The organism is Mycobacterium sp. (assembly GCF_035314905.1).
Taxonomy (GTDB): domain Bacteria; phylum Actinomycetota; class Actinomycetes; order Mycobacteriales; family Mycobacteriaceae; genus Mycobacterium.
This window is the reverse complement of the sequence record NZ_DATFYW010000070.1, coordinates 1-5,840: the sequence shown is the minus strand read 5'-3', so window position 1 is coordinate 5,840 and position 5,840 is coordinate 1. Positions and strand designations below refer to the sequence as shown.

Below are 5,840 nucleotides of genomic sequence, written 5' to 3'. Positions count from 1 at the left end.
AACGGCGTTGAGCGCACGCATTCCGGTGGCCAGGCAGCCGGCGGCAGCGGCATCGCGACCGGAGCCGTCAGTGAACCGAAAAGCCGTTTCTTGGAATATACTTGGAGTTCCCTCGATGTCGACCCGGTACACGTCGTCCTGCGTGCCCGACGGCCAGTCCGGGGCGGCGTCGTGCCCGATCCGGTTGACGTGCTCGAGCTGGATGCGCGTCTCTCCGCGACGGACGCCGTTGATCGTGAACCGAACGCCAGCAACGTGACCGGGCGGGATGACGCCCTTGGCGGTCTTGCGTTCGTTGGGGGTCACCCACTTCTCCCAGGTGGTCGTGATCTCGTCGAGCATGACGCCCGCCGCGTGCGCGATCATCGGGACGGTGGCGCCCCAGGCGAACACCAGCACGTCGCTGTTCTCGAGCAGGGGCCGGAATTCGGGCGGCCGGCCGATGCCCATCTCGTTCTCGTAGTCGCCCTCGTAGTTGGTGTAGTCCAGGAGTTCGGACGCGCGCACCCTGCGCACCTCGGCGCAGACGCCCATCAGCGTCATCGGGAACAGGTCGTTGGCGAACCCCGGATCGATGCCGGTGGTGAAGCACGACGACTCGCCGAGCTCGCAGGCCTCGGTGATCGGCACGATCCAGTTCGGCGGGTTGAGATGCATGGTCGGCCACACCCACGGCGTCATGGCCGTCGAGCAGACGTCGATGCCGGCCCGCAGGAACTCGGAGATCAGGCGAATGTTGTCGTCGGCGTGGGCCGCGGTCGGGCCGTAATGCACCAGTGCGTCGGGCTTCAGGTCGATCAGCGCGCCGACATCGTCGGTGGCGACGACACCGAGCGGGCGGCCGAGGCCGCAGATCTCGCCCACGTCGCGGCCGACCTTGTCCGGATTGCTGACGCCGACGCCGACGAGCTCGAACAGCGGGTGCCTGACCACCTCGGGGATCACCATCCTGCCGACGAAGCCGGTCCCCCACACGACGATCCGCTTAGCCTTCTCGCCAGCCACCTGCCACCCTTTCCCGGCCCCGGTCGGCCTTCACGATAGGCCTTCTGCGGTTAGGCTCGCGGATGGTTACTCCCCTCAACGAAGTGGGTGTCTGTGATGGGAATTGCGACGCGGGTGAACGGTGCGCCTCCCCCGAACGTGCCGCTCGCCGAAATAGACCTGAGCACATGGGAGTTCTGGGCGCTCGACGACGACTACCGCGACGGCGCCTTCGCCACCCTACGGCGCGAAGCGCCGATCTCGTTCTGGCCGGAAACCAAGCAGCAGGGATTCGAGATCGGGCCCGGCCACTGGGCGTTGAGCAAGTACGACGACGTGCACTACGCCAGCCGGCATCCCCACATCTTCAGCTCCGTGCCGAGCATCACGATCAACGACCAGGTGCCCGAACTCAACGAGTTCTTCGGCTCGATGATCGTGATGGACGATCCGCGGCACCTGCGGCTGCGCAACATTGTCAGCAGGGCGTTCACCCCGCGGGTGGTGGCACGCACCGAGGCGTCGGTGCGTGACCGCGCCCGCCGCCTCGTCGAATCCATGATCGCCAACCATCCCGACGGCACCGGCGACGTGGTCGCCGAGCTGGCCGGGCCGCTGCCGCTGCAGGTGATCTGCGACATGATGGGGATCCCCGAGGAGGATCACCAGACCGTCTTCCACTGGACGAACGTGATCCTCGGCTTCGGCGATCCCGACCTCGCGACCGAATTCGAGGAGTTCGCGAAGGTGTCGGTGGACTTCGGCGCGTACGCGACCGCGCTGGCCGAGGATCGGCGCGACAATCCCCGCGACGATCTGACCACGAGCCTGGTGCAGGCGGACGTCGACGGCGAGAAGCTGACCTCGGCCGAGATCGCGTCGTTTTTCATGCTGCTCGCGATCGCCGGCAACGAGACCACCCGCAACGCGATCAGCCACGGCGTGCTCGCGTTGACCCGATACCCCGACGAGCGCGAAAAATGGTGGTCCGACTTCGGCGGGGTCGCCCATTCGGCGGTGGAGGAGATCGTGCGGTGGGCCTCGCCGGTGATCTACATGCGGCGCCGGGTGACCGAGGACACCGAGCTGAGCGGGGTGAAGATGGCGGCCGGCGACAAGGTCACCATGTGGTACTGCTCGGCCAACCGGGACGAGTCCAAGTTCGCCGACCCGTGGACATTCGACGTGACGCGCGACCCCAACCCGCATGTCGGGTTCGGCGGCGGGGGCGCGCACTTCTGCCTCGGCGCCAACCTGGCCCGCCGGGAGATCGCGGTGGCCTTCGACGAGCTGCACCGGCGGATCCCCGACATCGCCGCAACCGAGGACCCCGCACGGCTGCTCTCGGCGTTCATCCACGGCATCAAGCACCTGCCGGTGGCCTGGACGAGCCCCTGACTACATGCCGGGGACGTTCATCCCCGGCTGCGGTCCCACCGGTGTCGCGGTCACCGTCGTGATGCCGTTGCCCCCGACGGTGGGCGGTCCGGGCTTGCCCGGCACCTGTTGCGAGCCCGGCGGCGGCTGCGCCGCCTTGGTGCAGTTGAGCATCAACGAGACGCGTGCGCTGGGCCACCCCGGCAGCAACTTCTGGCTCTCCACGATGCACTGGCTCTGAGGGACGTCGCTGCCGACGGACCCGCCGAACACCGCCTGGTACCCCTGCTGCTGCAGAAGCGCTACCGCCTGCCCGTACGTCTGGCCGGAGACGTCGACCGGACCCGTGCTGGCGGCCTGGCCCGCGGTGATCAGGGCCATCGAGCCCGCCGCAAGCGTTCCGGCAGCAAAGGCGACAAGCTTCTTCACGTGACCTCCGTCTCGGTTGCGTGCGCTGGGAACATATCGCAGAAGCAGGCTCGCTCGCATTTCTGGTATCGGCGCAGCAGCCGCGGTCGTTTCAGCGCGGGGTGACGTGAGGAGCGGTCCGGGGTGCGTGAGGACCTCGCGGTCGGAGCCGGACTGGACCATTTCCGGACTATTTATTCCACTTAGTGGTAGAATAGGACCGAGCAGGCGCATTTCGCAAGAGTCGGGGGCAGCTCATCGACCCGGGCGGCCACGAGAAGGGGAGGGACGAGATGACCGAGATGAGGACCGACCTGTTGTCGTGGCCGGGCAGCGCGGTTTACCGCGGCGCGACCACGCCGCACAACGCCACCGTGGTGCAGCAGCCGGCGGTGGTGGCCCATCCGACCCACTCTGAGGAGGTCGCTGACACCGTGCGCTGGGCGGCTGGCCGTAACCTCGGGGTCGCGGTGCAGGCCAGCGGCCACGGCGCGGGTGCGCCGATCGGATCCAATCGGGTGCTGCTGGACACGTCGGGCCTCAATACGGTGCACATCGACGCCGCAGCGCGCGTCGCCCACATCGGGGCGGGTGCGACCTGGTCGGCGGTCAACTCGGTGGCCCAACAGGACGGGTTGTTCGGGCTGGCCGGGTCCTCGCCCACGGTGGCGGTGTCCGGCTACACCTTCGGGGGCGGGGTGGGGTGGCTGACCCGCCCGCACGGGATGGCCAGCTCAGCGCTGCTGGCCGTGGACTACGTCGACGGCAGCGGCGACATCCGGCGGGCATCAGAGGACGCGTCCGACCCCGTTGACCGCGAGGCGCTGTGGGCGTTCCGGGGTGGCGGCGGAGTCGGAATCGCCACCGCGCTGACCGTCGAACTTGTTGCGCCGGAGGCACTGTGGGCTGGGTATCAGCTGTGGGACATCGCCGCGCTGCAGCCGGTCGTCGGCGCCTGGGCGAGTGCCATGGGGCTGATCGGCGACGCACTGGCGACCAGCATCAGCGTGCTGCACACCCCGCCGGGTGCGCCGTTGTTCCCCCCGCCGCTGCAGGGCGTGCCGATCGTGCACCTGGCGTTCGCCTCACCGGGGGGCGAGCGTGCCGCCAGCCCGCTGCTGGGCGCCCTGCGCGCGGCGCCACCGCCGGTGGTGGACAGCCGCTGGGCACCCGCCGACGCGGCCCGGCTTGCCGAGATTCACCTCGACCCGCCCAACCCGATCCCCGCGCTCGGCATCGGCCGCTGGCTCGGGCCCACCACGCCGGGGCTGGCAGGTGACGTACTGGGAAAGGCAGCCGCACCCGACTCAAAGGTCGCGATGATCGAGCTGCGAGACGTCAGCAACTCCGCGCCCGCACGCGACGGGGCGACGACCACCGTGCCCGGCCCGTTTCTGCTGCACGCCGTGGGTCTGGCCGCCGATCCCGAGTCACGCACGGCTACCGAGCAAGGACTCTCCGATGTGCTGGCGGCCGCGCAGTCCGCCGACGTCGGACGGGCCGCCGCCTCGTTCGCCGAAGGCCGGGCCACGGTCGCCGACGGGCTGGACAGCTCAGCGCTGCACCGGCTGGCCCGCGTCCGCGCGGCGGTCGACCCGGAGCGGCGCATCGCCCCGTCGCGCCTCTCGGCCGCGTCGGACGGTGTGTGAGACTGAGAATTGATGAGCGCTGAACCCACCCGGCCGCCCCGGCACCGCCGCGCGGTGCGACGCGACGCGCTGCTGAACCGAGAAAAGATCCTGACCGTAGCTGCCGAGCTGATGTCCCAGCGCGGGAGCAATGTGCCGCTTGCCGAGATCGCCGAGGCCGCCGGCGTGGGTGTCGGCACGTTCTACCGCGGCTACCCCGACCGCACCGCCCTTCTGCACGCCCTGGAACACCGCGCCTACCACATGCTCATCGAGATCCTCGGCCGCATCGAGGAATCCGGGCAGACCGGCCCCCACGCAGTCAAGACCTATCTGGACGAATGCCTGAAGCTGGGCCATCAGCTGGTCCTGCCGCTGCGCGGGGCGCCCCCGCTCACCGACGAGTCGGCGGTCGCGGCCCGCGGGCGGATCAACGCCGCATTGGAACGCTTCCTGGCCGACGGCCGGGCCGACGGCACCGTGCGCGCCGACGTCAACGCCACCGACATCATCATGTGCGGCGCGATGGTGACCCAGCCGCTGCCGCACGGCCCCGGCTGGGTGAGCATCGCCCAACGCCACATCTGGCTGTTCGTGCGCGGCATCCGCGCACCCGCCGACCAGCCGCTGCCCGGTCCCGCGGTGACTCAGCACGACATTGAAGAGATGTTCGCCGCCGACACCGCGTCCTGACCTGGCCGTGCGACGCCTGGCCCCGTCCGACCACCGGCCTATACTAAAACGGAATAATTCGTCCGAAACGAAGGAGGGGGTCATGACTGAACCTGCACGGTTGGAGGGAAAGCGCGCAATCGTCACCGGCGGCAGCCGTGGCATCGGGGCGGCGATCGCGCGGCGGCTGGCCGCCGACGGCGCGGCGGTCGCCGTCAACTACGTCGCCGACCAGTCCTCGGCCGACAAACTCGTCGCCGAGCTGACCGACAAGGGTCACCAGGTCGCCGCATTCCGCGCCGACGTCAGCGATCCCGCGCAAACCCACGACCTGGTGGGGCGAGTGGTGGAGGCGTTCGGCGGGCTGGACATCCTGGCCAGCAACGCCGGTGTCGAGCACTTCGGTGCACTGGAATCCATCACGCTGTCCGACTTCGACCGGGTCTTTCACATCAATGTCGCCGGGCAGCTGTTCGCCACCCAGGCCGCGGCGGCCGCGATGACGGGCGGCGGGCGGATCCTGCTCACCTCCTCGATCAGCGCCCGCATCGGCGTCTACCAACACACCCTGTATTCGGCCAGCAAGGCCGCCGTCTCCGCGATGGTGCTCAACCTGGCGCCCGAACTGGCCGAACGCGGCATCGCGATCAACGCGATCGCACCGGGTGGCACCGCCACCGACATGGCCGCCGAAGTCGGCGCCCTCTACACCCCGCCCGCACTGCGCGACGTCCCCGCCGATGCGGTCATCGCATCGATGAACGCCATCGG

Annotated in this window: 6 protein-coding genes; 4 read left to right on the top strand and 2 right to left on the bottom strand. The window is 69.4% G+C overall.

Going from position 1 to position 5,840, the window contains the following annotated elements; genetic code table 11:
* A partial coding sequence (locus VKG81_RS05445) for a dihydrodipicolinate reductase (RefSeq protein WP_414685173.1) occupies positions 1 to 948 on the bottom strand: 948 nt, incomplete at its 3' end.
* A 153-nt stretch (positions 949 to 1,101) separates the two neighbouring features.
* On the opposite strand from VKG81_RS05445, the gene VKG81_RS05440 reads away from it, so the two are divergent.
* Complete coding sequence (locus tag VKG81_RS05440) at positions 1,102 to 2,382, top strand: cytochrome P450 (protein WP_324390437.1); 1,281 nt, start codon at positions 1,102 to 1,104, stop codon at positions 2,380 to 2,382.
* Here VKG81_RS05440 and VKG81_RS05435 read toward each other — a convergent pair whose 3' ends face one another.
* The gene (locus VKG81_RS05435; protein WP_324390435.1) at positions 2,383 to 2,790 is read right to left on the bottom strand and encodes a hypothetical protein; all 408 of its coding nucleotides are present in this window, start codon (positions 2,788 to 2,790) and stop codon (positions 2,383 to 2,385) included. It lies immediately after the preceding gene.
* Between the two features lie 272 nt (positions 2,791 to 3,062).
* On the opposite strand from VKG81_RS05435, the gene VKG81_RS05430 reads away from it, so the two are divergent.
* From VKG81_RS05430 to VKG81_RS05420, 3 genes are all read left to right on the top strand, one after another.
* A complete protein-coding gene (locus VKG81_RS05430) occupies positions 3,063 to 4,418 on the top strand; it encodes an FAD-binding oxidoreductase (RefSeq protein ID WP_324390433.1) in 1,356 nt (451 codons plus the stop codon).
* A gap of 12 nt (positions 4,419 to 4,430) precedes the next feature.
* On the top strand, positions 4,431 to 5,090 hold the full coding sequence (locus tag VKG81_RS05425; RefSeq protein WP_324390431.1) for a TetR/AcrR family transcriptional regulator: 660 nt from the start codon (positions 4,431 to 4,433) through the stop codon (positions 5,088 to 5,090).
* 82 nt (positions 5,091 to 5,172) lie between these two features.
* On the top strand, positions 5,173 to 5,840 hold a 668-nt coding region (locus tag VKG81_RS05420), incomplete at its 3' end, for an SDR family NAD(P)-dependent oxidoreductase (protein ID WP_324390429.1).